19 protein-coding genes, 1 tRNA gene, 1 pseudogene and 1 riboswitch are annotated in these 25,797 nt (G+C 43.7%); of the genes and pseudogenes, 12 read left to right on the forward strand and 9 right to left on the reverse strand.

Annotation, left to right across the window (positions count from 1 at the left end; translation table 11 throughout):
- The first annotated feature begins 328 nt into the window (after nt 1-328).
- The 6 genes from QL898_RS10100 to QL898_RS10125 all read left to right on the forward strand — a co-directional run bounded on the left by QL898_RS10100 (nt 329) and on the right by QL898_RS10125 (nt 8,476).
- Nucleotides 329-1,507, forward strand: coding sequence for a fatty acid desaturase (locus QL898_RS10100; protein ID WP_290176738.1), 1,179 nt, complete (start codon nt 329-331; stop codon nt 1,505-1,507).
- A 335-nt stretch (nt 1,508-1,842) separates the two neighbouring features.
- A complete protein-coding gene (locus QL898_RS10105) occupies nt 1,843-3,309 on the forward strand; it encodes a protein adenylyltransferase SelO family protein (RefSeq protein WP_290176695.1) in 1,467 nt (488 codons plus the stop codon).
- 366 nt (nt 3,310-3,675) lie between these two features.
- Nucleotides 3,676-5,994 (forward strand): NADP-dependent malic enzyme, encoded by a 2,319-nt coding sequence (locus QL898_RS10110; protein WP_290176696.1) that lies wholly within the window; start codon nt 3,676-3,678, stop codon nt 5,992-5,994.
- Between the two features lie 278 nt (nt 5,995-6,272).
- Nucleotides 6,273-7,454 (forward strand): tRNA nucleotidyltransferase, encoded by a 1,182-nt coding sequence (locus QL898_RS10115; protein ID WP_201548630.1) that lies wholly within the window; start codon nt 6,273-6,275, stop codon nt 7,452-7,454.
- Between the two features lie 37 nt (nt 7,455-7,491).
- Nucleotides 7,492-8,304, forward strand: coding sequence for a pteridine reductase (locus tag QL898_RS10120; protein WP_290176697.1), 813 nt, complete (start codon nt 7,492-7,494; stop codon nt 8,302-8,304).
- 95 nt (nt 8,305-8,399) lie between these two features.
- Nucleotides 8,400-8,476: transfer RNA gene (locus QL898_RS10125), tRNA-Ile, on the forward strand.
- Between the two features lie 340 nt (nt 8,477-8,816).
- Here the strand turns inward: QL898_RS10125 and QL898_RS10130 are convergent.
- The 7 genes and pseudogenes from QL898_RS10130 to QL898_RS10165 all read right to left on the reverse strand — a co-directional run bounded on the left by QL898_RS10130 (nt 8,817) and on the right by QL898_RS10165 (nt 18,239).
- Complete coding sequence (locus tag QL898_RS10130) at nt 8,817-9,392, reverse strand: manganese efflux pump MntP family protein (protein WP_290176698.1); 576 nt, start codon at nt 9,390-9,392, stop codon at nt 8,817-8,819.
- Nucleotides 9,393-9,399: 7 nt separating this feature from the next.
- Nucleotides 9,400-9,567, reverse strand: a riboswitch (yybP-ykoY riboswitch).
- Nucleotides 9,568-9,759: 192 nt separating this feature from the next.
- Nucleotides 9,760-12,150: a TonB-dependent receptor gene (locus tag QL898_RS10135; protein WP_201548632.1), complete on the reverse strand. Its 2,391-nt coding sequence runs from the start codon at nt 12,148-12,150 to the stop codon at nt 9,760-9,762.
- Nucleotides 12,151-12,467: 317 nt separating this feature from the next.
- Nucleotides 12,468-12,617, reverse strand: a complete 150-nt coding sequence (locus QL898_RS10140; protein WP_201548634.1) for a hypothetical protein — start codon at nt 12,615-12,617, stop codon at nt 12,468-12,470.
- Nucleotides 12,618-12,790: 173 nt separating this feature from the next.
- Nucleotides 12,791-14,044, reverse strand: a pseudogene (locus QL898_RS13840) (MFS transporter).
- 201 nt (nt 14,045-14,245) lie between these two features.
- On the reverse strand, nt 14,246-16,453 hold the full coding sequence (fhuB, locus tag QL898_RS10155; RefSeq protein ID WP_290176701.1) for a Fe(3+)-hydroxamate ABC transporter permease FhuB: 2,208 nt from the start codon (nt 16,451-16,453) through the stop codon (nt 14,246-14,248).
- Nucleotides 16,450-17,424 carry an ABC transporter substrate-binding protein gene (locus tag QL898_RS10160; RefSeq protein ID WP_290176702.1) on the reverse strand — a complete coding sequence of 325 codons (975 nt, stop codon included), beginning with the start codon at nt 17,422-17,424 and terminating at the stop codon, nt 16,450-16,452. Before QL898_RS10160 ends, fhuB begins: the two co-directional genes overlap by 4 nt.
- 50 nt (nt 17,425-17,474) lie before the next feature.
- On the reverse strand, nt 17,475-18,239 hold the full coding sequence (locus tag QL898_RS10165) for an ABC transporter ATP-binding protein (protein WP_201579874.1): 765 nt from the start codon (nt 18,237-18,239) through the stop codon (nt 17,475-17,477).
- A gap of 193 nt (nt 18,240-18,432) precedes the next feature.
- On the opposite strand from QL898_RS10165, the gene QL898_RS10170 reads away from it, so the two are divergent.
- Both QL898_RS10170 and QL898_RS10175 read left to right on the forward strand, forming a co-directional pair.
- On the forward strand, nt 18,433-19,776 hold the full coding sequence (locus QL898_RS10170) for an SIP domain-containing protein (protein WP_290176703.1): 1,344 nt from the start codon (nt 18,433-18,435) through the stop codon (nt 19,774-19,776).
- A 262-nt stretch (nt 19,777-20,038) separates the two neighbouring features.
- Nucleotides 20,039-20,956 carry a haloalkane dehalogenase gene (locus tag QL898_RS10175; protein WP_290176704.1) on the forward strand — a complete coding sequence of 306 codons (918 nt, stop codon included), beginning with the start codon at nt 20,039-20,041 and terminating at the stop codon, nt 20,954-20,956.
- A 126-nt stretch (nt 20,957-21,082) separates the two neighbouring features.
- Here QL898_RS10175 and QL898_RS10180 read toward each other — a convergent pair whose 3' ends face one another.
- Together QL898_RS10180 and QL898_RS10185 are read right to left on the reverse strand one after the other, a co-directional pair.
- Nucleotides 21,083-21,667 (reverse strand): TetR/AcrR family transcriptional regulator, encoded by a 585-nt coding sequence (locus QL898_RS10180; protein ID WP_290176705.1) that lies wholly within the window; start codon nt 21,665-21,667, stop codon nt 21,083-21,085.
- A gap of 122 nt (nt 21,668-21,789) precedes the next feature.
- Complete coding sequence (locus QL898_RS10185; protein WP_290176706.1) at nt 21,790-22,470, reverse strand: glutathione S-transferase family protein; 681 nt, start codon at nt 22,468-22,470, stop codon at nt 21,790-21,792.
- Between the two features lie 287 nt (nt 22,471-22,757).
- Between QL898_RS10185 and QL898_RS10190 the strand changes: the two genes are divergently transcribed.
- The 4 genes from QL898_RS10190 (at nt 22,758) to yghU (ending at nt 25,717) form a co-directional block, all read left to right on the forward strand.
- Entirely contained in the window at nt 22,758-23,048 is a 291-nt protein-coding gene (locus QL898_RS10190; RefSeq protein ID WP_290176707.1) for a putative quinol monooxygenase, read from the forward strand.
- 392 nt (nt 23,049-23,440) lie between these two features.
- Nucleotides 23,441-23,995 carry a carboxymuconolactone decarboxylase family protein gene (locus tag QL898_RS10195; RefSeq protein WP_201548648.1) on the forward strand — a complete coding sequence of 185 codons (555 nt, stop codon included), beginning with the start codon at nt 23,441-23,443 and terminating at the stop codon, nt 23,993-23,995.
- A gap of 110 nt (nt 23,996-24,105) precedes the next feature.
- Complete coding sequence (locus QL898_RS10200) at nt 24,106-24,759, forward strand: DsbA family oxidoreductase (RefSeq protein WP_290176708.1); 654 nt, start codon at nt 24,106-24,108, stop codon at nt 24,757-24,759.
- 70 nt (nt 24,760-24,829) lie between these two features.
- Nucleotides 24,830-25,717 carry a glutathione-dependent disulfide-bond oxidoreductase gene (yghU, locus tag QL898_RS10205; RefSeq protein WP_290176709.1) on the forward strand — a complete coding sequence of 296 codons (888 nt, stop codon included), beginning with the start codon at nt 24,830-24,832 and terminating at the stop codon, nt 25,715-25,717.
- Nucleotides 25,718-25,797 lie beyond the last annotated feature (80 nt).

Genomic DNA, 25,797 nt, shown 5'->3' on the forward strand with positions numbered 1-25,797 from the left:
AAGTTATTGTTATTTAGCAATATTTTTATAGTGTATAAGTGTTCACTTTACACGCTTTTTAAGGTACTATGGTGGCTTAAATTAATACCGTTAGGGATATTATATGATTGCAAAAAAAGCACTTGGCTTACCGCTTAAAGGCTTACGTTTCGCTATCAAATCTGGTGACACGCTTGTAAAGACCGCCAGCACTCAAGTAACGCGTTTTAAGACTCGTTTTGATGAGAAAAAAGCGCAAATGGCGCTTGATGAGCAGCCTGTTGCCAAACGCAATTATGCTAAAGCTTCTGAGCAAGCGGATCTTTCTGCGCAAGAGCAAAGCATTGATATGCGCGAGTTTGAATTTACCAAAGCACCGATCAATTGGATTCCGGCGACTATTTTGGTAGCGACGCCGATTGCTGCTGCTATCATTACGCCATGGTACTTGTTCACTCATCAAGTGAGCGCACCTGTTTGGGGTGTATTTGGTGCCTTTATGGTATGGACTGGTATCAGTATTACGGCAGGTTACCATCGTCTAATGGCGCATCGTGCTTATAAAGCGCATCCAATTGTTAGAAACTTTTTATTGCTTGGTTCTACCTTAGCGGTACAGGGTTCTGCGTTTGATTGGGTTTCTGGTCACCGTACTCACCATCGTCATGTAGATGATCGTTTAGATGACCCGTATTCAGCACAGCGTGGGTTCTGGTTCAGTCATATTGGCTGGATGCTACGTAACTACCCTAGCGGCAAATTTGATTATAAAAACATTCCTGATTTGACTAAAGATAGAGTCTTACAGATTCAGCATAAATACTACGGTCTATGGGTAGTTGCCATGAACATTGGTATGGTTGCCGCTATCGGTTGGTTGCTTGGGGATGTTTGGGGTACGTTGGTTATCGCAGGCCTACTACGTTTGGTATTGACGCATCACTTTACGTTCTTTATCAACTCGTTCTGTCATATGTTTGGTACACGTCCTTATACGGATACCAACAGTGCTCGTGATAACTTCTTCTTGGCTATCTTTACGTGGGGTGAGGGTTATCATAACTACCATCACTTCTTCCAATACGACTATCGTAATGGCGTGAAATGGTGGCAATATGACCCAACCAAATGGTTAATCGCTGGTTTATCAAAACTTGGTTTAACCTCTGAGCTACGTACTGTTGATGATACGACCATCAAACATGCAGAAGTACAAATGCAGTTTAAGAAGGCTCAGCAGCAAATCGATACAGCGGCAGTCAGCGGCATTGATCTTCCTCATGCGATGAAGAGTTTCCAAGACCGTATTAAGTTCGAATATGATGCCTTTACGCAGACTGTTGAAGAATGGCAAGCGCTAAAAGCAAAAACTATCGAGCTTAAGAAGACAGAGTTTGCGGATCGTTTGCATGAAGTTGATGATAAGTTAAAGCACGATTATGCCAAAATTGAACAAAAAATCCTTGAGCATAATAGCAATCTAAAAACCGCTTTCCGCTCTATCGGCGCGAACGAAAAAGCTGCTTAATTAATCTCTGATTTGTTTTATAATTTTGAAGCTTCTCCATCCCCCTATCCGTCCTAGATAGGGGGATTTTTTTGCTTATAGTTTATCGCTTATGTCATTCCAGCTACTTCTAATAATTTTATTATCATAATAAATGGTCAAATACATCGGCTAAACTGTGACGACCTGTAATCTAAAAACAATAAAAATCTCGTTCATCACATTCAGTTAAGTAAAGACCGAAAAGTTCATTTTCCGGTCAGATATTACAAGAGACGGACAGAGTGCAACGATGCCATATGAGAGCTATGCTATAGTGACATTCTCACTTTTATATTTTAATGGAAACGGCCTGTATGCGTTATCAAAACACTTACGTCAACCTAGACACGCGCCTTTATCATGAGCAGCCACCGACGCCACTAGACAATCCTCGTGTCGGTCACTTCAACACTCAAGTTGCTAAGCAGTTAGGCTGGACAAACGACGAGGACTTGATGACCAATTGGGTTGAGATATTGGGCGGTCAATACGTGCCAGCTGACTTTAAACCATTATCAATGGCGTATGCTGGTCACCAGTTTGGACAGTGGGCTGGGCAATTGGGCGACGGACGCGGTTTATTGATGGCGCAGGTACTCGATGTTGATGGACAGCCACAAGACTTGCATCTTAAAGGTGCTGGCTTGACGCCCTATTCACGTATGGGTGATGGACGCGCAGTCTTACGTAGTACTATTCGCGAATACCTGTGCGGTCATGCATTGACCCAGCTTGGCATTCCCTCGTCTAACGCATTGGGGTTTGTGGTATCTGATACGAGAGTGCGCCGTGAGCGTATCGAAGCAGGTGCAGCACTAATGCGTGTGGCAGACAGTCATATTCGTCTCGGTCATGTCGAATGGATTGCCAGCTTTGCCCCTGATGTACTGGGTGAGTTCACCGACTATATGATTGACACTTATTATCCAGAGTGCCGCGATAGAGAAACGCCTGTCTTAGCTTTCTTGACCGCAGTGGTTGAGCGTACGGCCCGTATGATTGCTGATTGGCAATTGATTGGCTTTGCTCACGGTGTCATGAATACAGATAACTTATCTATCACAGGCAGTACTTTGGACTTCGGGCCGTTTGGCTTTATGGAGCGCTTCAATCCTGCATGGATTAATAATCACTCTGACCATACGGGTCGCTACGCTTATCAGAACCAACCTGCTATCGGGCACTGGAATCTAAATGTTTGGCTGCCACACTTTATGCGCCTAGAAGGCGTTACTCGTGAGACGCTTGCTGATTGCTTAGCACCTTATGAAGCAACCTTTATGCAGCACTATCAGCAAGGTCTGTGCCGTAAGCTTGGCCTACCGCATCAAAGAGAGAGTCTCAGCTTGGCTTTTGAATGGTTGACACTATTAGAAGACAATTTGCTCGACTATACCAATAGCTTCCGCGCCCTACTCGGTTTGGTCGCACCAGAAGATCATCCTTATGAACAAAAAATACTGGCTACTATGACCTCTGAATTAAGCAGTGACGCGCAGCAAGTATGGCAAGACTGGTCAGCACGTTATCTTGCAAGCATCGAGCAGCTGCCCCTTGAGCAGGCAGTTGATGACATGACAACCAACAATCCTGTTTATGTCCTTCGTAATAGCATGGCGCAGCGTGCGATTACTGCCGCAGAGCAAGGTCAGTTCGAAGAAGTTGATCGGGTGTTTCGCTTATTAGCCAGTCCTTATAGCGTGCAAGATATTGCTAGTGATTTAGATACTATTGCGCCTGCACCTGATACACTGCAGATGCCTATTAGTTGCTCGTCTTAGTAGCTGCCCGTCTTAACATCTTTCAATTCTGTAATATTTTGAAATATTATGAAATTAAGGTTGATATCTAGCTGCATTTTTTGGCATTATCAACGAGATAAATAACGAATATCATTTTATTATATTATTCGCATAATTCATTGTTGTTGACTAGGCAGTGAATTGGCAATAATGCTAGAATGAATATTTTAGCTAGTTTGCTTTTTTGACCTGATCTTTGATCGCCGACCATGATTCTGATGGTCGTGAGTCGTTTAACGTCTTTGTACCTTTCAATTATTATCATTCAATGATCTTTGGAGGGTTAGACGTTGTTTTTTATCACCATTTAATTTATTCCAATTTATTCCAACCATGGCAATTATTATGAATGACGATACCACTTCGAATACGGATAACCTCAATACAGAAAAAGAGCAGTTTGAACAAGCTGCCTTACATTACCATGAGTTTCCACGCCCAGGTAAAATTTCGGTAACCCCTACTAAGCAGCTAGCCAACCAACGTGATTTAGCACTCGCCTACTCTCCAGGCGTTGCTGTACCTTGTCTTGAGATCCAAAGAGATCCAAAACTTGCGTCTAAATACACGGCACGTAATAACCTAGTTGGTGTTATCACTAACGGTACTGCTGTATTGGGTCTGGGTAACATCGGTCCATTGGCATCGAAGCCAGTCATGGAAGGTAAAGGCGTTCTATTTAAGAAGTTCGCAGGTATCGACGTTTTTGATATTGAAATTGCTCAAAATGATCCAGACAAATTCATCGAAGCGGTTGCCTCGCTTGAGCCTACCTTTGGTGGTATCAACCTAGAAGACATCAAAGCACCAGAATGTTTCAAAATTGAGCGCGTACTACGTGAGCGCATGAACATTCCTGTGTTCCATGATGATCAACATGGTACGTCAATCATCGTTGCCGCAGCCATGCTAAATGCTTTGTTGATTACTGGCAAAAAAATCGAAGAGATTAAAATTGTTTGTTCAGGTGCAGGCGCAGCAGCCATTTCTTGCCTAGATATCATTTGCGCGCTTGGCGTCAATAAGAACAACATTATTGTTTCAGACTCACGCGGTATCATCAGTACTAGCCGTGAAAACCTTGACGAAACCAAACAGCGTTATGCTCGTGATATTACAGCTACTTCTATCGAAGAAGTCATGGACGATGTCGATATGTTCCTAGGCTTATCAATGCCAGGTACACTATCAGAAGATATGGTTCGCCGTATGGCAAAAGACCCTATCGTCTTTGCACTTGCCAACCCAACACCTGAAATCATGCCAGAATTGGCCCATGCGGTACGTCCAGACGTCATCATGGCAACTGGTCGTTCAGACTATCCAAACCAAGTAAACAACGCGCTATGTTTCCCGTATATCTTCCGCGGTGCATTGGATGTTGGTGCGACCACTGTTAACGAAGAGATGAAAGTCGCTTGCGTAAAAGCAATCGCTGCGATGGCACACGTTGAAGCCACTCCAACTACCAGCGCTAGAAACATCGAAAAGATGCAGAGCTTTGGCCGTGATTATTTGATCCCAGGCCCTCTAGAGCCAAATCTAATCATTGAAATCGCATCTGCTGTGGCCAAAGCAGCGATGGATTCGGGCGTTGCCACGCTACCTATCGATGACATGCAAGCCTATCGTCAGCGTCTGTCTGAGTTTGTTTATAACTCTGCGTTTGTGATGAAGCCAATCTTTGCTCGTGCTAAAGCCGATCCAAAACGTATTGTGTACTGTGAAGGTGAAGACAACAACATCTTGCTTGCTGTGCAAGTCGTCGTTGATGAGAAGCTAGCACAACCTATCTTGGTTGGTCGCCCTTCAGTTATCGAAGCCAATATCAAAAAGCTCGGCCTACGTCTAAAAGCTGGTGAGAATATTACCATCGTCAACGTTGATGACGATCCTCGCTACAAAGACTACTGGCAGGGCTACTACGAGAAGAACAAACGCCGCGGTGTAAGCATTGAGCTTGCGCGTCGTGATGTTCGCCGTAAGACGACTTTGATTGGTTCTTTGCTGGTCGAAAACGGTGCAGCAGATGGCATGGTATGTGGTACCTTTGGCCATTACCAATTGCATCTAAAATACGTTGAAAGCGTCATTGGCAAAAAACAAGGTATGAACGACTTCTATGCAATGAATGCGGTACTCATGCAAGATCGTAATATCTTTATCGCCGATACCTATGTCCATGAAGACCCAACGGCTGAACAATTGGCTGAAATGACTGTCCTGGCAACGGATCAGTTACGTCGCTTTGGTATCACGCCACGCGTCGCGCTAGTGTCTCATTCTAATTTTGGTGCTTCAGATCGTGCCAGCGCTGTCAAAATGCGTAAGGTTCATGAGCTATTGACCAATATGAACGTCGACTTTGAGTTTGAAGGCGAAATGCAAGGTGATGCCGCGCTTAACGAAAATATTCGTCTAAACGATATGCCATCAAGCCCATTGAAAGGTGCAGCGAACCTGCTTATCTTGCCAACCCTTGATGCCTCAAACATCGCTTTCAACCTGCTTAAAACAGCGACTGGCAGTGCTTCTATTGGCCCTATCCTATTAGGTACTAATAAGCCGGTACACATTTTGACGCCATCAGCGACAGCACGTGGTATCGTCAATATGACTGCATTGACCGTCACTGAAGCGCAAGACCTAGAAAACGAAAAATAGTCATATATCATACCCAGTATGAATGCACTGTAGTCGGTTCAAGTTAATTTGGATGCAAGGAAGCCGAGTGAAAGTACTACAAATAGTAGACTGAGCGAGGCTGACACCCTACCCAATTTATAAAGGATTGACCATATTAAGAAGGGCTCTGTCATCCATTGACAGAGCCCTTCTGCTATACTAAAACCAGTCAATGCAACTTATAAAGCATTGGCTGTTTTTTTGATTTATAGAAATTGGGCTAGTGATATAAAGCTCAATAATAATAAGAGGCTTTTATGCAAATTTACCTTGTGGGCGGCGCTGTACGCGATCGACTGCTTAAGCGTCCTATCAAGGACAAGGACTTTGTCGTCGTTGGCGCTACTGTTACAGAGATGATTGATGCTGGGTTTCAACAAGTGGGCGCTGACTTTCCTGTGTTTTTGCATCCGACCAGTCATGAAGAGTATGCGTTGGCACGTACAGAGCGCAAGCAAGGCTCAGGCTACAAAGGTTTTAGCGTACATGCCAGCCCTGATATTAGTCTAGAGGATGATTTGCGCCGTCGTGATTTAACCATCAACGCGATGGCAATCGAAGTTACCAGCTTAACCGATGATACCCCGATTAATGGACAAGTCATCGACTACTATGGCGGACTGCAAGACTTAAAAAGTAAGACATTGCGTCATGTGTCCAGTGCTTTTAGTGAAGACCCATTACGTGTGCTTCGAACGGTGCGCTTCTATAGCCGTTACTACGATTTGGGATTTGCCATCGCGGATGACACTTTAACGCTGATGCGTCAATTGGTTGATACAGGAGAGCTGGCTCACTTGAGCGCCGAACGTATTTGGCAAGAATCGAGCCGTGCGACTATGCAGCTATCACCGCAAGTCTATTGGCAAAAACTGTTTGAAATTGGTGCACTCACAGAGTATTTCGCGCCTTTGCATCACGCTTGGGACAATGTCCAAATAAGAGAAGCAGTGCAGACAGCGTTATACTTTGCAGGACAGATGCATTTAAATTTATCACAGCGTTGGGCGCTACTAATGACTAGCCTGTCTTCATCATTATTTAATAGCGAAAACTCTGAGTCTACCTCTACCGTATCAACCGCCATAAAAAATATTAACGCTATCGGTAATAAAGCCAAAGTCCCAAAAGCACATACTCAGTTCGCGACTTTATTCGCTCAGCAAGCTGAAAAACTAAGCACAATAAAAAGTCTAAATTCGGCTGAAAAAATCGACCTAATCCAAGCCTGCGGTGCGCATAAGGAGCCTGATAAGCTCTCTCAACTGCTAGTGTGCAGTCATGTGTTACAGCTAGCAACACAGCATCGCCAAATGATGCTAACACTAAATAGCTTTCACGCTGTCAGCATGACTGACATTGCGCCAGACCTTAAAGGCCCCGCTATTGGTACAGCCTTACGCCAAAGCAGGATTGAACACTTGCAAGCGCAACAATGATATAGACAAGCGCACTAGAGAAAAAAGTAGTATTGCTATGGACCAAGAACTTAATGCCTACCAAGCAGAAAATATAAATAACCAAGCGCCAGTGATGCTTGTCACAGGTAGTGCTAGGCGCATTGGGGCGGCTATTGTTAAAGCGGCTCATAGGCAAGGTTACCGCGTCATTATTCATTGTCATCGTAGTGAACAAGACGCTAATGACTTGGCTGACTATCTGAACAACATCCGTGCTAATAGTGCAAAAGTTATCGTTGCTGATTTAACGATAGTCAACGATGGGATGGCTTTACACCGCTTTGTTAAAAATATCGTAGAGGCATTTGGACAGCTTGATGTGCTGGTGCATAATGCCTCGCGGTTTTATCCTAGCCCACTCGGTAGTATCAATCATGCACAGTGGGATGAGTTGCTTTTGACCAACGCCAAGGCCCCTCTATTATTAAGCCAAGCCCTACTACCTTATCTAAAGCAACAACAAGGCTGTATTGTCAGTTTATTGGACATACACGCGCATGATAGACCGTTTAACAACTATACTGTCTATAACATGGCCAAGGCTGCGCATCGAATGATGGTACAGTCGCTAGCGTTAGAGATGGCGCCAGAAGTACGGGTCAACGGGGTTGCTCCTGGGGTCAACATTTTACCTGACCCTACTAGTGACCAAGCTATTGATAATGAGCAACAACAAAGTATCATCGATGCTATCCCTATGCGGCGAATAGGGCAACCTGATGAGATTGCTCATAGCGTACTGTATCTTGTGCAGGCAAATTATGTCACAGGAGAGATTATCACCGTGGATGGAGGCCGTAGTCTAACTATAGCTGGTGGTCACCTGTAATACGAAAATACTGCTCAATAAAAAATATCTTGATTACTGCCTATCTTTTACTTGAAAAATTAAAAAAATCAGGTATCATTGTGCGTCTAACGTTAGGGCCCATAGCTCAGTTGGTTAGAGCAGAGGACTCATAATCCTTTGGTCGTAGGTTCAAGTCCTACTGGGCCCACCAAATTTAAGTATTAATAAAAAAGACCTTCAAGAGATTGGAGGTCTTTTTTATTGTCTACTGTTTTTTTAGTAAATAACAACTATGTGTGTAAGCATAGATATAGGCACTTTATTCAAGCCTCTTCGCTGACAACGGATAATTATTGATGGTTTTGTAGTGCTGATTTTTTTCAGACCTCTTGCGAGCCGCTACAGCGTAATGTGCTAGTTTTAGACCCAAAAAGCCTAACTATTAATATAGATAGGCTTTTCTTAGGTAAACAAGTGCTTTGCCCTTACAAGTCAGTAATAAATTTATACACGTAATGACTATCTGTTCGTAGTAGACAGCTTTTATATAATCATTGAAGATGGCTTAATAAAATCCATGCACCGATGGCAATTAGCATCACACCACCAAATATTTCAGCTCTATGACCGACTAATGAGCCTAACACCTTTCCTAGCATCACGCCTAGCGTGACCATTACCGTAGTGGCCAAGCCTATCAGACCTGCTGCTAATAAAATGTTGACTTCTATAAATGCCAAGCTTACACCGACAGCCATTGCATCAATACTAGTACCAAACGCAGTTATGGCAAGTTTAAAGAACGAATGTCTACGCGGTGCTTCTACTGATTCGTTACTTGGCTTGAAGCCCTCATACAGCATATGCATACCGAGAGCAGCAAGAATGACAAATGCGACCCAGTGATCCCATGCTTCAATGAACGCTGCGTCTACAAAAGAGGTGGCAGAATGACCAATTAACCAACCAATAATAGGCGTGATCGCTTCAATGGTGCCAAAAATAACACCCATTCTGAAAGCTTCGGTAAAACGAGGGTTTTTGAGACTTGCGCCTTTACTGATTGCCACGGAAAAGGCATCCGTGGACATAGAAAAAGCAAGTAATAGAAGTGCGATAGGATTCATGTGATTTTCTCTGGTCGAGTATAGAGTCCACGACATAGCCACACCCCCGACCTGCAGTGTAGATATATCGATGGTCTCGCCAACCGAGAGGTGTTCGCACCATGGCATGTGGCCAAGTATGTTGATACGAACGCTTTCGCAGTACGAAAGCAGGCTACTCCCCAAAGAGAGGTTAGATTAGCATTGATACGCTATAAGTCAATCATAAAATGCCAAAAAATAATTTTTGCATCTGATAAAGCGTAAAGTTGGAAACGCTAGCAAATACTCTTGGAGCAGATAAATGATTTAGAGAATTATGAGCATAAAAAAAACCCTTCACGCTAAATTTTCATAGCCTGAAGGGTTTTTTAATGCGTGGCGCTTTTTAGTAATCAACGGTATAGCTTAAGCCATAAGTCGTGCCTGATGCAGGTAATCGGTTCAAGTCATTAGACGTAAACGTGGTTTGATGATAGACCGTTAGATAGTCTTTATTAAGCAAGTTATAAACCCCGTAACCTACTCGGCCGACTGGCATGTTCACTTGGCCCAATACATCGAGAGTCATGTAGCCTGTAACTGGCTGTACAAATTCCCTAGAATTAGGGTCTTGTTGTTGATCTTTAAAAGCTCTATCATCACCGCCGATGGCCAATGCTTGCAGACGTATGTTGCTGCCTTCATCAAATTGGTACTGGGCAAATGCGGTGCCTTTTAGTGGTGTTAGGCGTACAGCATCCAGCTCCAACCAATCACCATTATAGTCATATTGACCACGGGTATAAGCTACACTACCGCCCACTTGCCACTTATCATTAATATCGTGACTAAGCGAGCCTTCCACCCCATAGACACGCTCATCAGTATCGATGACTTCTACGGTATCAGTAAGGCGCACCACCTTATCTGATTCGTTATAAAAACCACTCAAGCGTGCCGCTGTATCACCGTGCTTGCCTTGCCAACCAAACTCGTAGTTATTGGTTGTAATCGGTTGTACATTGTCTGAATTAACCACGAAACCGGCACGTACATCACGTAGCGCCCGTTGAATATCGGCTGTCGTAAACCCTTGTGAAAAATTAGCAAAAACTTGATCATTCGGTGTTATCTGATAGCTAGTACCGAGATTAAACAAGGTTTTGTCGTGATCTGTGCTACCTTTTTCTACGTTGCCAGCTTGATAGTCAATGCCGTAAGCTGCACTTGTTCCACTGATAGCAGAACTATTAAAATACTCTTCAAGCAGTTGCTCATAGATGGGCGTAAAGGTATCAGTCTCAGATTTTAGCTTTTGGTAACGCACACCAGCACTGGTATGCCACTTGTCAGTTATATCTACATCTGCATTGACAAAAGCGCCCCATTTATCGATGGTAGTATCTGGTCCACCATTATAAGTAAGCCCATTTGTTTGGGCACTTAAGCCATTACTAGCAAGAAACGTATTTAGATCTTGACCGTAGTAAGTTTGCTCACTGTTTTCGCGCTCGAAATCAGCACCGTAGCTAAACAGTGTCTTTTTGCCTGCGACTTCCGTCTCGGTTTGCATGGCGGCACGTAAGCCCATTACTTCGATATCAGCTTCTGATTGAGTGACAAATGTTGCAGCACTTGCCAGTTTCTTCAGTGTGGCTGTATCAGTTAGGCCATTGTTTTGCCATACTTCAGTCGCTTGGTCTCCTGCAGTTTTACCAGAAGGGTAAAAACGGCCTTTCTCATCTCGGTAGTAACCCGTCAAGCTTAGGCTAGACCCTGAGCCTACAAAATCATCGTCGTTATAGCTCAAATTTACTGAGCTTTTTTCGGTATATGGCTCATTTTCTACGTTGGCACCATCAATGGCCTTCAAAGAAGGTTTTGCGCCAAATAACACTGCCAAACCATCACCATAATCTGGGCCATAGTCGGTGTCTTGCTCATCTTTGTAGTAAGTCACTGCAAGATCAAGACGCTGGCTGTCAGTGAGCTCTACACCCAAGCTACCATTCACACTTAGCGATTCGGTATCTTGTTGGTCCGTTTGGTTGACATCTGGGCTGATTCGATTGCCTTTGCTATCAAACTTGCCGCCTTTATTATCATAATCAACATCTAGACGACCATACACTTGCTCGCCGCCATATCCTAATGTTTGCCCTACGTGATAACCCAATGAGTCTGACTCAAAATTACGACTGCTACTGACACCGACTCTAGTTTGTCTGATAGGGCCATACCCTACTAAAGATTTGGTCACAAGGTTAATTAGGCCACCTGCTGCACCAGCACCGTAGATACTGGTAGCACCTGAAAGCACCTCTACCCGCTCAAGCTGCGCAGGATCGATACTATTGAGCTCGCGTGAAAGACTACGCGAGCTGCTTAAAGGCACACCATTCAACAAGAACTGTACAGGGCGACCGTGCATGGTCGTACCATAGTTACTGGTTGAGCCACTACTGGCACCCAGACTCGGTATCAATTGTGCCAAGATATCACCAGTGGTACGGTCACCCGTTGCCTGCATCTGAATCTCATTTTCAGTAATTACTTGGGTGACTGCTGGCATCTCACTAATTTTCTGTGCCAGTGCCGTGCCCGTTCTAGCTTTAGCAGTAACATTGATAGTGTCTAAAGTCACATTAGGCGTCTCATTAGACACTGTACTTGAAGCCAGTTCCGCTGAAACCTGCGCATTTAATGAAACGTCTACTGCATTGTCGGTTTGTGCATATAATTGCTGACTAATACAAAGGGTAAGAACAGATAGAGCAACTTGATGATGGCTTTTCATAATTTTTTCACTTAGGTTATTTTACTTAGTTGAATAAATAAACAGTGATATGAGTAATATTTAGCTAATAATACTGTGTGTACTAACTTTGTGAAGAGCATTGTAAATGATAATCGTTTTTATTTCCATATGTATTAATATCTTGTTAGCAGCGTTTATTTGTGTTGTTTTCACAGGTATAGTTTGCTATTTAATCTTTGATAATTTCATTAGTCATTGAATAATTTATCTAGCTCATTGTTACGATAGACATTGAAGAAACGTTGGAGTTCCATCTCATCCTCTCTATATTCATTTTGACGACCTGATAATAGCTGCTATGCTACATCAACAGATAATATAAATACATCATCACTATCCATAATGGCAATATCGCCTGAACGAATCGTCGTTGCCTGCTCACCGAAGCGATAGGCAATATCGGACGCCAGCGTGCCTTGTGCTTGAGTGCTCTTGAATGTGGTCACAGCGCTGATACCCTGCGCAAATAGAGGAAAACTCAATTTACTTTTAGCCAGTGGGTGAAAAGGACAATTGATTAATGATGCCCACTGCTCTGCGGCGATTAATGTCTGATGCCAAAAATCAATAATATTTCCGTCTTGATAAGTTAAAGTAAACCCCGATACGGGGTATTTGTTTATGGGGATCGTGGTAGTTTGCACGCTGAAGGAATTGTGAATAATAAAATCACCGCGATGACCACCAGTATTTCTTGGATCGCGCTTGCCATGCCGTCACTACTACCTGCTGCTAATAACTGCGCACTTCGACTGTCTATATAAAGGGTGGACAGCGTGATAAATATAGTAGAGATGATGCGGCGACTGATGTTATTAAGGGCGGCTCCCTCAGTGACCGCGTGTTTGGGTAAGCTGCTAAACCCTACCGTTGTGGTTGGTAGGTAAGCCAAACCTACCCCAATACCTCGCACACTCATAATTAGCATTAATAGCCAAAGTGTGGGCTGATACAAGCACCATGCCAGCATCAAGGTAGACAGCGCACTAATCGCAATTCCTACGATGCCAATCCCTCGGGCACCTTGCTTATCTACCATCTTGCCAGCGTAATGCGTGGTGATACTAGCCACGAACGTCGCGACCATCAGGACAACACCTGTCCATAAAGCACTCTCGCCCATCACGTCTTGTATCAACACGGGCAATAACAAGAGGCACAGCATCATAAGCAAACTGACAAACCCAATGGTATCGAAAGGGCTTTTTTTATCATGTGAGCGTATGTCAGGTATTAATCGCTATACCATCGCCATGACTGCCACACTGAGTGGCAAGGTAATGGCAAACAGTGTCCACCACGCAAACTGCTCAACCAAGTAAGCACCGACCAAAGGGCCAAACGCCAATGACATCATAATGACAATGCCCCATAACGCCATTACTCTGCCGTGCTGTGTCTGCGGATAAATCTGGTACAGCATACCAATAGACAGTGGAATTATCAGACCGCCACTCAGCCCTTGTATAGCCCTAGCAATAATGACAAAACTCATACTAGACGCCAGCATACCAATGACTGAGCCCAGCATAAATCCAAAAATTGCCGCCAAATAAACATGCTTAAAAAGAAACTTTTTGTTTAAGTAGCCACTAAGCATCAGCCCCACACTCATGGCCAAGACATAAGCATTTAACACCCAGCCGCCCATCACAATGTCGACATCAAACACCGACATGAAGACAGGAATCGCTGGATTAAGCGCACTATTGCTAAAGCTGACCACCGTACCGCCGAGTAGTAATGTCAGTAATATCTGCTGTACTTGTTTGTCGGTCAAGCTATTACTACTACTTTGAGAGGCTTCGTTTATAGGAGACTCATTTGTAGATACCTTGTTTATAGGGGCTTTATTTATAGAGGCGTTGCTCATTAAGCAGTGGCACCATAAAATTGGGTAACGGTCGGCATGACTTGCTCCTAGTTATTATTTTGCTAGCCTGCCGAGCACGTCATCCAATCTCGCTGAAACTTGGCATCGTTATTCGTATCAAACTGCTGATCAAATAAGGTTCGATAGGCCTCTGCTGAATAAAGTCAAAATTGTCGGCTATTCAATGCTTGAAGACATGAGCTATCTATTTACTGAGGCTGGTACCTTACGAATGAGCCATAAGAAGTAGCCACCACCGATAATCGCTGCAATCGTGCCCGCTGGCAGCTCATAAGGGAAAATAACATAACGGCCAATCCAATCTGCTATCACCATCACCCCTGCCCCTAAAAGTGCAGCTAGTGGCAATTGTCGTTCAAGCTTCACAGCTCCCAGTGAGGTAGCTAAGTGAGGCACCATTAAACCAATAAAGCTCAATGGTCCAACGGCAAGCGTGCTGGCCGTACTAAGTGCTGCTACTAATGCCAATAATGACAAAGTCACTGGCGTAACTGCCACACCTAAATTACGCGCCACACCTGTACCTAGTCCAAGAACTCGCAAAGGCTTAATCAGCAGTAGGCTGAGTATAAATAAGATAGCGGCAATGCCAATGAGATACCATACTGTACTGGGCTGAGCGCTATAAGTTGTCCCTGATAACCAGCTAAGCATCGCTTCTAGACGCGGGTCTCCTGAGAGCTTGACCATATGCATCACCCCATCCATCATGGCGGCAATACCTATGCCTACTAACAATAAATAACCTGAGCTGACCCTGCGTGCCAGCCAAATAATCAATAGCAGCACGGCCATCGCCCCTGACAACCCTGAAACCAGTAACGTCCCTGCTCCCGCAGATAGTCCTAAACTTGGCAGTAATAAAAACCCTAAAATAACCCCAAGTGCCGCGCCTGAACTGACACCCAATACCTCAGGACTAGCCATAGGGTTACGCGTTAAGGTTTGCAGTAGCACACCGGCGACTGCTAACATCAAGCCTGTCGCTGCAGCACTCAAACTGCGAGGTAAGCGGTACTGCTGAGTGAGTGCCCAGTCCGTACTGAGCCCCCAACCATTGATGTCTTGTACAAAAAGACAAGCCAGCATAATGATAGCGAGTACACTAACGCCCCATCGCCAAAAGGCAATAGATGTATGCTTACCCGCAAGCATCGGAGTCACTGTCTCTATCCGCTCGCGACGCTGACGCAAAATCAGCCAAATAATCAGCGGTGCACCCAAGATACCTGTCATGGCACCAGCTGGAATCTGCATATCAAGTATTGGCTCAAGCAATAACGCGACATTGCTAGTCAATAATAACAGCAGCGCCCCTAACCCAAAGGCAGTCGCTAAACGCTTACCAATAGCAGAGATGCCCAGCGCATTGACTAAACTTGCCGCACCAAGACCAATAAAACCAATCAAGCCAACTTCACTAATCACTAAAGCCGTCACAACGGCGACCACCAATACAATAAGTGCGCGAATCCCATTAATAGGCACGCCCAAACGTTTGGCCTGCGTATCATCTAGACTCATCAGCGTTAATGGTTTTAGTAATGGCAGACATACGACCGCCATCAAAATAGCAGTGATGACTAGCGCGATACTGGTATGCCAGCTATTTTGTGCCAAAAACCCAGCGGCCCACGACAGCATGCCATTGCTACGCTCAGCAAAAAATAGCACTAGTACATTGGCTACGGCCGCCAGCAAAATATTGACCACCAAACCGGCCAGTATCAAAATCAATGGATTAAATCGACTGGGTGCTGATAAGGCAAAGACCAGACCCATACTGATGATAGCCCCGACAAAGGCCACATAAATACCACCATAAATAGCCAAGCTAGGCAAAAATAACGTGACAATAAGCATGGCCAACTGTGCACCCACGCCGACCCCTAACGTTGTATCTGATGCTAGTGGGTTTTTTACCAATTGCTGTAGTAAAATACTGACCACGCCTAATAGCCCGCCAGCCAACAACGCCACTACGCTGGTTGCCACTATATGTAGCTGTATCGCCATACTGGCAATATCCAATTGCGAGCTAGGTATAAGCAAGTCGCTCAGTGGGCGCGTCCATTGCTGATCTAGCAACGCCCAGCTACTCCATAATGACAAAGCCGCTAATCCGATGAGCATGGCCCAGAGTCGCCAAGACAAATTGGTAAACAAGGAAGTTTGAGAATCGGGTTGATTGGGTGGCTGATTCAGTGGTGATGACTGTTTGGACGATTGCGACGATGATAACGTTGATGAGGATGACGATAGAGATGAATCCGAAACCGTTGCTACTTGAGAGGCTAATGTCATCATATGAGCACTGTCGTTATGAGAACTGTCGGCGTGGTTATTGATATTATTGTTTTTGTTGTTAGTATCTACATTGGCGCTCATAGTACTTCCCCGCCTTTTAATGAAACTTCTGACAAGTTATTTGCTAAGCTGACCAATGACGACATCCCACCATAAATCCATACTGGTGGTAGCTCGCCCACACAGCGGGTATTACCATAACCAAGGCGCTGCCAAATCAAGCTGTCATCAATTTCAGCTCTAGTGATTGGGCTCAGCGGGTCGATAATTAATAGACAGGTCTCATCATCTAATTGTGCCAAATCTCCCATTCGTATTGGCACAAACCCCCACTGATTGCCCTTGCCCAATACCACAAGCTCTCTATCCATCTGCTCTAGCGCAGGCTGAAATAAGCTATTTGCCACATACATACGCATGTTATTAGCATCCGCAAACTGTACCACTGCAAATTTCTTGGCTTTTGGATAACGCTGCTGGAATTGCTGACTGGCCAGCTGTATGTCTTTCTGGCTTTGTACAATATAGTCTTCAGCCATCTTCGGGTTATCGATTAGTACGCCAAGCTCTCGCGTCGGTTCCGTATAGTCAGCCCACGTTGCCGTCTCTCCTTTGGCAGCAAACATCACAGACTTCGCAGGAACATCGCCGTATAAATTGCGTGCATGCTCATAAAAATAATTATCTATGACCATATCGACAGGCAGTTGGGCGATTAGCTCAGCGTTGGGCTGATAACGGATGCCTAAGTCTGTTATCGATGTTGGTAGTTTGGGGCTTCCCACCCATCTGTCCCAAACCCTGACATCACCTGTCGCAATTGGTGCGTGCCCCATCGCTGTCAAAGTCGCTGCATTACCCCAGTCGGGAGACACGATATTCATCCTATCGCTATGACTGTTTTCTACTTCTGAGGTAGTGGATGTTTGACTATTACAGGCGGTCAATACCAAGCACCATGCGAGGGCGAACCATTTCAGTGTTGTCATTACTGATACTGACGTCACTATTGGACGTTTCGATAATTTATCTGTATAAAAGACGGGAGGCATAGAAGCGTATCTTTGTAGGCGAATTAAAAAGAAGGAGCAGAAACCAAACGTTAAGCGACTGCGACAGGCTGTCCAGTAATAGGATGACTGAGTAGCTGCATATCGACATTAAAGATATCGTGTAGCACGGTAGGTTGCATGGTACTGGCGATATCGCCGTTATGACATATTTGACCATTTTTCAGCGCGATGACTCGATCAGCATATTGCGCGGCCAAATTAATATCATGAATAATAATTACCACGCTTAAGCCTTGCTCATCCACCAAACGACGAATAAGCTGAATGACTTCGATTTGATAGTGCATATCAAGTGCAGCAAGTGGCTCATCGAGCAATAAGTAACGGGTATCCTGTGCCAGACACATCGCGAGCCACGCACGAGCACGCTCACCACCTGATAGTGTGGCAGTAATTCGATCAGCAAACGCTTCGGTTTGAGTCACTTTTAATGCTTGCGCAACTTTGTCTTTATCTGTTTGAGTTGGCTTTTGCAGCCATTTTTGATGGGGATAGCGCCCTAGCATGACCAGCTCGCGCACAGTAAATCCAGCAGCTTCTGGCAATTGCTGCGGCAGATATGCCATTTGCCGCGCTAACTCCTTACTGCCGTAGTCATTGATACTGTGCTCATCTAAAGTGACATTGCCGCTACTACTTGCCATCTCACCTGCTAGCGCTTTGATCAAGGTCGACTTGCCAGACCCATTATGCCCAACCAGAGCCACCAACTGATTGGTGTCAATCTCACAAGTCACGTTGTCTAATAGAGTATTTCCTTGACGGCTGATAGTCAGCTGGTTTGCACGTAGCATATAAGCACTCATTGTTGATAAAAATAATATGTCATAAAAATTATGGTTTATCGGCCATCGGTTATAGACCGATTTTTGATGATCAAACCACAATAAAAATTGATTTTACTCGTAAATGATAACAAAAACAATTATCATTAACTATAAACTCATTCACTTTAATTTCAACGCTCTGTTGATTGCGAGTATTTATATGACCAACCTTCTTTTAGCTTCTACAGAAAACAATGATAACCAAAACAGCCAATACACCTCTCTAAACGACCCTGAAATAGCAAGTGTGGTCGCTCATATTAATGAAGAGCACCTTGACGAACTGCTTGGATTCTTGAATGCATTCACTTCATTATCTACCGCCGAATTGGATCTGGTCGATGCGCAGATAACTGATATTTATGCTGAAGGTATTGCTATACAGACTTGTCCAAAAAGCCTAGAGAATCAACCAACTGATGCTCAAAATAACTCGCTTCATGACCAGACCTTCTTTATCGCTTTTGCTGCCCCCATCTCCCAGCTTGATGACTTGCAAGCCCAATATATCTTGCTAAAACAAAGAGCAGATAAAAAGCTAGGCAAAAAAACAATCAAACTGACCAAACAAGTATTTGAGGTACAAAACAGTTATAGAGTCAGCAAAAATATGCTGCGCCTTGAATTGAGCATGCCGTCATTAAATAGTGATACGCAATTAAATAATACCGCTCAGTTAAATAATACTAAGGGCGTCACAAGCTCGACGTCAGTACCTACCAATGAAGCAGGTTACGCATACTTGTTTGATTTAGAGCACAATGCAATGACCAATGCATTGATGACTGACAGCACTGATGGCAATAAAGCTGGTGACTATAAAACTAATGGTAGCGATAAGGAGAACGTACGCCCTGCTCGTCCTCACTGTTATTACACTTTGAGAAAAGCATGGCAAGCTGATGATGGAATACGAGCATGGGTTGATGTTTTTTTGCATGGAGATACACCAGGTGGCAACTGGGCAGCAGCACTACAAGCGGGCGAGACCGTCGTTACAAAGCGAGAGTTTCCAGAAAAGGTAGAGCACTTACGAAACGGTCAAGCGGTACTGATTGTCGATGAGACATCAATGCCAACGGCAGCACGACTGCTGGAGCTATGGAACAACCCTACGCCACCATTGGTCATTTGTGTGACGCAAGATGCAGACGATCAAAGCTATTTTGATACTGTAAAAATGCGCAGTGGCATTGATAACATTGGTAATGACAACAGCAATACTGACAGTGACACTAATAATGATTGCGATACTGAAAGCCGCAAGGATGATCATTTTACCGTATTGCCTATAGTAACCAATCAGGTTAACTCAGGGGCAGAGTTAGCCACGCTAATCGACAGTAAATTCGGCGATTACTTGATTAATAACCCTTTACAAATGGATAAAATTTGGGGAGCACTAGAAGCAAATACTGCCAAAGCATTGCGTCCGTTGCTGAAAGACCGACTTGGACTAAGTCGTACTGATGTCGTGGTAAAGGTCTACTGGCGTCACGATTAGTTTAGCCTTATAAAATGAAACTCAAAACCTATCCTATATATAGTGGATGCTACTGGCGAATCCACTATTAATGTTTGCAGCATCGAATGTTTGTAGGGTATAGTTTTCATTTTGAACGTTTAATCAATATAGCCTATAGTTAGATAACCTTATCGCTAGGATTACCAGTGATAGTCGAGTAGCACCCAGAGACTCACTTCTAATAGACTGTCTAACACCTGTGCCAGAATGCACTGTTATTTTTCTAACCCAAGGATGATATATGAAAAAACTTAGGACACCTGATTCGTATTTTGCTAACTTGCAAGATTACGATTTTGAACCGAACTATTTGATGGTCGATGATACAGAAGGTGGCGAGCTGCGAGTACACTACCTTGATGAAGGTCCAAGCGACGCCGACCCCATCTTGTTATTACATGGTGAGCCTTCTTGGTCTTATCTGTATCGTAAAGTCATTCCCATACTAACAGCAGCAGGACACCGCGTTATTGCGCCAGACCTTCCTGGGTTTGGACGTTCAGACAAACCTGCATCGCGTATTGACTACACTTATCAGCGCCATGTCGATTGGATGCAATCGGTGCTTGATCAATTAGATTTAAAAAATATCACCCTGTTTTGTCAAGATTGGGGCGGTTTAATCGGCCTACGCTTAGTAGCAGCACATCCTGATAAATTCGATCGCGTTGCAGCAGGCAACACAATGCTACCGACTGGAGATCATGATCCGGGCGAAGGTTTTCGCAAGTGGCAGAAGTTCTCTCAGGAGACGCCGCAATTTAATGTAGCAGGCACCATTAAAAGCGGTACTACAACGACATTATCTCAAGCCGTACTGGATGCTTATGATGCGCCCTTCCCTGATGAGTCCTATAAAGAAGGCGCCAGACAGTTTCCTATCCTAGTGCCCACGACACCAGATGATCCTGCTTCAGAAAACAACCGTGCAGCTTGGGTCGTGCTGAGCAAATGGAGCAAGCCATTTATCACATTGTTTAGTGATTCCGACCCCGTAACTGGTGGCGGCGATCGCATCATGCAAAAGCTAATTCCGGGTAGCAAAGGTCAAAATCATACGACTATCACTAATGGCGGTCATTTCCTGCAAGAAGACCAAGGCGAAACGTTGGCTGAGCTTCTACTGAAGTTCATCAATGACAATCCGAAAGCACAGTAATAAATAATAAAAACCCTGATTGCTAATGTACTAGCAATCAGGGTTTTTAGTAATACTATAATGATTGGTCAACGACAAAAGGCGCGAGCTGTCATAACTAAAAAACCTACTCTCTATACAACCTTACTACACGATATTTTTAAAAATATCATCAATATACTTCTCTACTGCATCATTGTCGTTAGTGACCTGCGCATAAGTTCTAAGACCTATAATTTGAATTTGAAAATAACGCGCCAGCTCAACTGGGTCTTTTTCTGCGCTAATCTCACCGCTATCAATGGCTTGTCCAAAGAGCACGGCAAACGACGCCTCTATACCTTCCAATATATTTGTTGCATGTGCGAGCAAATCTGGACTATCGTTTTGAGTAAGCTCAGCGACTGTCTTGACGATCATGCACATACCACTAGGCGCAGTAGAGCTATTACAGACAATCACCGTATGGATAAAATGTTTTAAGCCATCCAGCACTGTGTCTTTTTGCTCAATACAGTCGGCCAATCTCTTGGCACCATCTGCAGCATAGCGATTCAGCGACTCTGTAAATAGCTTATCTTTACTACCAAAAGCTGCATAAATACTACCTGGGTGCATATTCACCACATCTTGCAAATTGCGCATTGATGTCGCGTGATAGCCTTTTTCCCAATAGAGATTTTTTGCTTTTTCGATCACATCCTCACGATTGAACTTTATCGGAGCACTCATAATTTTCACCTTAATATCTCTGCCTTAAAATCTATTTTAAGGCAAAGTTTGTAGAATCAACCTTAGTTACTGGTTTTAATCACTTTTTATATTATAAAACTTATTAAGTCTCTTTGCTTCGATTAACTGTTTTTATCAAAGTTTTGCGGATAAAGCGCGCGTGCAGCAACATCATCAAACTCAGTTTTAAAATCAATACCTTTAGGAATGTCACGGGCTTTTTGTACCGCTGGGCGGGCATTGATACTATCAAACCAGCGCTTTAGATTCGGATAATTATCCAAACCGCCTTCGCCTAGCACGACAGTCGCCTTATCAATCCAGCCCCAAGTAGAAATATCAGCGATTGAGTAACTATCACCAACCATATATTCACGGCCTTCTAGATGCGTATCTAGCACTTTATAATGACGCTCAGCTTCACGAAGATAGCGGTTAATGGCATATGGGATTTTCTCTGGCGCTTTATGCCTAAAGTGAACAGACTGACCAGAAAAAGGGCCCAATCCAGATGCTACAAACATTAGCCATGACAGCATCTCGCTACGATCTTCTGGCTGTCCTGCCAGCTTGCCTGTTTTTTCAGAAAGATACATCAAGATAGCTGTAGAATCAAACACGCGTTTGCCATCATCTTCTAGCGCAGGTGTTTTGCCGTTTGGGTTGATAGCACGGTACTCAGGCGTATGCTGCTCGCCTTTTAGCGTATCCACTGCTACAAGCTCATAAGGCAGCCCAGTTTCTTCAAGAAACAATGCTACTTTCATTGGGTTTGGCGTTTGATGAAAATAAAATTTAAGCATAACTTTATCCTATTATATGAAGACAGTCGTTTGATGACTATCAAATCTAGTGACTATACTAATGACTATAAAAGCTGTAATGAGATAACAAAAATAGACGTCGAAATTTGAAGCACATTTTTATTGTCTGATATACACTATAACCACAAATGAACGGTCGTTCAAGTAATGTTATATATTGATATAATAAACACAGTGTCGATATAACTCTGTTCGCATATAGACTCTTTTACCAACAGACATCCTCAAAACTCACCTAACCATCACACCAATTCAAAGGATTAGAAATGACTACATTAACCGTCATCGCTCACATAACAGCAAAGGACGATAGCATCGATCTCGTAAAAGCTGAACTCGAAAGACTCATACCAGCTACTCGCAGCGAAGAAGGCTGTATTCGTTATGATTTGTTCCAAGATAATGAAAAACCCTCTCACTTTATGTTTCATGAAAGCTGGGCTACGCGCGAGCTATGGCAAACCCATATGGAAAATCAACACTTAAAAGACTTCTCTGCCGCAACAGACGGCGCGGTTGAATCATTTGTTCTACATGAGATGACTGAAGTTAATTAATCTCGATTCACTCAATCCTTTCAATAAGCTTTGCCCGTAATACTAGAGAAAATAACGTTATTAACGCTAACAATCACTTGTTTACCGTTATTTTCTCTTATTACTTACACGGTGTTACCTTCTTAAGATGCTGATATTAATAGAATAATATGAATTAAGCAGAGGAATGTAATTGAGCCATTACAATTTAATTGAACGATTACTCAAATAATTATTGAGCGATTGCTCAATATCATTTATAGCAGTCTCTATTGACTCGCTTACTAAGCAAAGTTGCTAATTTTGAGTAACTACTCAAGCTAATAATTAAATGTAAATCAGCGATTGCTTTGAAGCGGGCATGAAAACTCTAAAACACACTAAATCTCAAACCTATTATTAGGAATTATATTATGACCGAGTTTACTCTACACGATAAAGACACAGCCCCAGCAGAAAGCAAAGACCTACTTGATTCTTCTATCAAAGCATTTGGCATGGTACCTAACCTACATGCCGTGATGGCTGAAGCGCCTGGCTTGCTAGAAGGCTACCAAAAGCTACATCAACTGTTTTTAGACAGCAGTTTTGATGATGAAGAGACTACTGTGGTATGGCAAACTATCAACGTTGAACATGCTTGCCATTACTGTGTGCCTGCGCATACTGGTATAGCTAAGAGCATGAAAGTAGATGACGCTATCACGGATGCATTACGTGATGAGACGCCGCTACCAACTGCACGTCTAGAAGCGCTACGTGACTTTACACTTTCTGTCGTACGTGGTCGTGGTAACGTTGATGACAGCGCGGTTCAAGCATTTTTAGATGCTGGCTACACTAAGCGTCAGATTCTTGAAGTTATTCTTGGTGCAGCTCAAAAAGTCATGAGTAACTATACGAACCACCTAGCTAACACACCAGTCGACAAGCCATTCCAGAAATTTGAATGGCACAAAGCTGACTAATACGTTTTTCAGCTAACGCTGACACAGTCCATTTGATGTTTTCATACTGTTGTTCGAAACATCTTCGGGCAGCAGTTTTTCATTTTAATTTATCGCTAATGAGAGATCCTATGGAACAGGTAAAAAAACCCTTACAAATAGACATTGTGTCAGACGTTGTATGCCCTTGGTGCGCTATCGGTTATAGCCAATTGGCCGAGGCATTAAAACAAACCAACACGCCGCACGAGATTCACTGGCACCCATTTGAATTAAATCCTAATACGCCACACGAAGGACGAAACTATCGTGAGCATATCATGGAGAAGTACGGTACGACTGCTGAGGACGTTAAAGAGAGCCGAGCTAGAATGACAGCAGCAGGTGCAGAAACTGGATTTAACTTTCAGTTTACCGATGATTTCCGTACCTACAATACTTTTAATGCGCATCAGTTGCTGCATTGGGCTGATCAGCAAGGACGTATGCACGACCTAAAACAAGCATTATTCGTTGCACATTTTGTTGATAATAAAAACGTGGCTGACAGTACCGTACTGGCAGATGTCGCAGCAGATATTGGACTAGATCGTAATAAAGCACTCGCCGTTATCGCAGATCAACGCTTTGCCAATGTGATACGTGAAGCCGTACAGCATTCAAAGCAGCAAGGTGTTCAAAGCGTACCATCCGTTATCTTTAATGGTCGTCATCTGGTGAGCGGCGCGCAAGGTGTAGAAAACTACAAAAACATCTTAAAGCAACTAGCAGACATGCCAGAATAAAAACAATAAACTGGACCTGATTTACCAACTACACCCTACTGAGCACAGTATATAAAAAGGTATCATCATTATGTCAAACTCTAATTATTACGAGCCACCCAGCGTCTGGACATGGGATGCAGAAAGCGGCGGCAAGTGGGCAAGTGTCAACCGCCCTATCGCTGGCCCAACGCATGAAGCAGAACTACCTCGCGGCAAACACCCTTTGCAAATTTACTCAATGGGCACCCCTAATGGTCAAAAAGTCACTATTATGGTCGAAGAATTATTGGCGTTAGGTGTAACAGAAGCTGAGTACGACGCGCACCTGATTCAAATTGGTGAAGGCGGACAGTTCTCATCAGGTTTCGTTAAGCTAAATCCAAACTCAAAAATTCCTGTACTTTTGGATACAGAGACTGGTAGCCGAGTGTTTGAGAGTGGCGCTATTTTATTCTATCTTGCTGAAAAATTCGGAAAACTACTGCCTAAAGATGCAGCAGCACGTACTGAAGTGATGAATTGGCTCTTCTGGTTACAAGGCTCTGCCCCTTACTTAGGTGGCGGTTTTGGACACTTCTACTTTTATGCGCCAGAGAAATTTGAGTACCCTATCAATCGATTCACGATGGAAGTAAAACGCCAATTAGATGTACTAGAACGAGAGCTTGCAGAAAATCGCTATCTAGGTGGCGATGAGTATACGATTGCAGATATCGCCACTTGGCCTTGGTATGGCAATCTAATACTAGGTGAAGCATACAATGCGGGAGAATTCCTACAAGTTGAGAGCTATCCAAATGTACGCCGCTGGGCAACTGAGATTTTAGAGCGTCCTGCTGTGCAACGTGGTCGTAAGGTAAACCGTACTTGGGGTGAACCTGCTGAGCAATTACACGAACGTCATGATGCCTCAGATTTCGAGCTAAAAACTCAAGATAAACTAGATGCTCAGACAACTGAAGAAGCGAAAAAATAGACGCTTTGTCTATGACTTACTAGCTTACTTAAGTAGTCTTATTGAGCAATTTTAAAGGTGATGTTAACTTTTCCTGTTAC

The organism is Psychrobacter sp. APC 3279 (assembly GCF_030407795.1).
Classification (GTDB): Bacteria; Pseudomonadota; Gammaproteobacteria; order Pseudomonadales; family Moraxellaceae; genus Psychrobacter.

Coding starts and splice junctions, on each gene's coding strand:
- QL898_RS10100 (WP_290176738.1), top strand. CDS start 329: ATGCGCGAGTTTGAATTTACCAAAGCACCGATCAATTGGATTCCGGCG.
- QL898_RS10105 (WP_290176695.1), top strand. CDS start 1,843: ATGCGTTATCAAAACACTTACGTCAACCTAGACACGCGCCTTTATCAT.
- QL898_RS10110 (WP_290176696.1), top strand. CDS start 3,676: ATGAATGACGATACCACTTCGAATACGGATAACCTCAATACAGAAAAA.
- QL898_RS10115 (WP_201548630.1), top strand. CDS start 6,273: ATGCAAATTTACCTTGTGGGCGGCGCTGTACGCGATCGACTGCTTAAG.
- QL898_RS10120 (WP_290176697.1), top strand. CDS start 7,492: ATGGACCAAGAACTTAATGCCTACCAAGCAGAAAATATAAATAACCAA.
- QL898_RS10130 (WP_290176698.1), bottom strand. CDS start 9,392: ATGAATCCTATCGCACTTCTATTACTTGCTTTTTCTATGTCCACGGAT.
- QL898_RS10135 (WP_201548632.1), bottom strand. CDS start 12,150: ATGAAAAGCCATCATCAAGTTGCTCTATCTGTTCTTACCCTTTGTATT.
- fhuB (WP_290176701.1), bottom strand. CDS start 16,453: ATGAGCGCCAATGTAGATACTAACAACAAAAACAATAATATCAATAAC.
- QL898_RS10160 (WP_290176702.1), bottom strand. CDS start 17,424: ATGCCTCCCGTCTTTTATACAGATAAATTATCGAAACGTCCAATAGTG.
- QL898_RS10165 (WP_201579874.1), bottom strand. CDS start 18,239: ATGCTACGTGCAAACCAGCTGACTATCAGCCGTCAAGGAAATACTCTA.
- QL898_RS10170 (WP_290176703.1), top strand. CDS start 18,433: ATGACCAACCTTCTTTTAGCTTCTACAGAAAACAATGATAACCAAAAC.
- QL898_RS10175 (WP_290176704.1), top strand. CDS start 20,039: ATGAAAAAACTTAGGACACCTGATTCGTATTTTGCTAACTTGCAAGAT.
- QL898_RS10180 (WP_290176705.1), bottom strand. CDS start 21,667: ATGAGTGCTCCGATAAAGTTCAATCGTGAGGATGTGATCGAAAAAGCA.
- QL898_RS10185 (WP_290176706.1), bottom strand. CDS start 22,470: ATGCTTAAATTTTATTTTCATCAAACGCCAAACCCAATGAAAGTAGCA.
- QL898_RS10190 (WP_290176707.1), top strand. CDS start 22,758: ATGACTACATTAACCGTCATCGCTCACATAACAGCAAAGGACGATAGC.
- QL898_RS10195 (WP_201548648.1), top strand. CDS start 23,441: ATGACCGAGTTTACTCTACACGATAAAGACACAGCCCCAGCAGAAAGC.
- QL898_RS10200 (WP_290176708.1), top strand. CDS start 24,106: ATGGAACAGGTAAAAAAACCCTTACAAATAGACATTGTGTCAGACGTT.
- yghU (WP_290176709.1), top strand. CDS start 24,830: ATGTCAAACTCTAATTATTACGAGCCACCCAGCGTCTGGACATGGGAT.